This window comes from Cutibacterium porci (genome assembly GCF_009696315.1).
Classification (GTDB): domain Bacteria; phylum Actinomycetota; class Actinomycetes; order Propionibacteriales; family Propionibacteriaceae; genus Cutibacterium; species Cutibacterium porci.
Map to the genome: position 1 here is coordinate 1 of NZ_VUMG01000018.1, position 1,030 is coordinate 1,030.

Here is a 1,030-nt window from a genome sequence, read left to right on the forward strand (position 1 = left end):
TCTTCTTTAGACATAGATTCTTCTATGAAGATAATCTTTCTTGCTGCTATCTTTTCTATTTTTATCTTTTCATAATCATCTATTTTTTGAAAGTCTTTAAGTACTTTATCCTTTTTTTCTAAATCTTTTTTTAGTAGTACTAAAGGCATGATTTCTTTTTCTATTAAATCGATTTCTTTTTCCATTAGTTCAATAGTTGTATTTATATTTCTATCTTCTAAATAGGCTTTTATCTGATTTATAGAGAAGTTCAATTTTCTCAAATCCTTTATTACAGCAAGGGGCGAAAAGCCCACTTCTTTAGGTGTGGGATGGATAGCCCAAATATAAAACTATGTGTATGTATAATTTGGCAACGTACACAAAATGTGATACGATACAAGTATGGAAAATAAATATAGAAGAACTAAAACAACAGTATCATTAATTAATTATCATTTCGTATTTTGCCCTAGATACAGAAGGAAAATATTTGATATTTCAGATGTTGAAATAAGATTTAAGGAAATAGTAAAAGATGTATGTGGCGAAAATAATATACAGATAATAGCAATAGAATGTGATAGAGATCATACACATATATTTTTAAATTGTCCACCAAAATTAAGTCCATCAGATGTAATGAATAAAATAAAAGGAGTGAGTAGTAAAATAATCAGAAATGAATTTGAAGAATTGAGTAAAATGCCAAGTCTATGGACTAGAAGTTTTTTTGTGTCAACTGCTGGAAATGTATCTAGTGAAACAATTAAAAAATATGTAGAAAACCAAAAGAAACGTTATTAATTAGGAGGTGGATATGATGTCAAACTTTGTTTTAACCTTAGAACTCAAAACTGAAAAATGGCAAGAAGATATATTAGACAAGAGATTTAATATAGGTAGACAAATATACAATGCTTGTTTAGGAGAGTTATATAAAAGATACAATACTATGACTCAAAGAAAAGAATATAATAAAGTGTTGGAAATGCCAAAGGATAAGGATAGAAATAAGGAATTTAACAAATTAAATAAAAAATATGGTTTG

Annotated in this window: 3 protein-coding genes; 2 read left to right on the top strand and 1 reads right to left on the bottom strand. The window is 26.9% G+C overall.

Going from position 1 to position 1,030, the window contains the following annotated elements; genetic code table 11:
• Nucleotides 1-296 (bottom strand): hypothetical protein (locus FYJ43_RS11945; protein WP_229771773.1); only part of this gene is annotated, 296 nt, incomplete at its 3' end.
• 88 nt (nt 297-384) lie between these two features.
• Between FYJ43_RS11945 and tnpA the strand changes: the two genes are divergently transcribed.
• Both tnpA and FYJ43_RS11955 read left to right on the top strand, forming a co-directional pair.
• On the top strand, nt 385-786 hold the full coding sequence (gene tnpA, locus FYJ43_RS11950; RefSeq protein ID WP_154565194.1) for an IS200/IS605 family transposase: 402 nt from the start codon (nt 385-387) through the stop codon (nt 784-786).
• Between the two features lie 13 nt (nt 787-799).
• Nucleotides 800-1,030 (top strand): hypothetical protein (locus FYJ43_RS11955; RefSeq protein WP_229771774.1); only part of this gene is annotated, 231 nt, incomplete at its 3' end.

Excerpts from the sequence above, each read along its gene's own strand:
- tnpA (WP_154565194.1), top strand. The coding sequence starts at position 385 with ATGGAAAATAAATATAGAAGAACTAAAACAACAGTATCATTAATTAAT.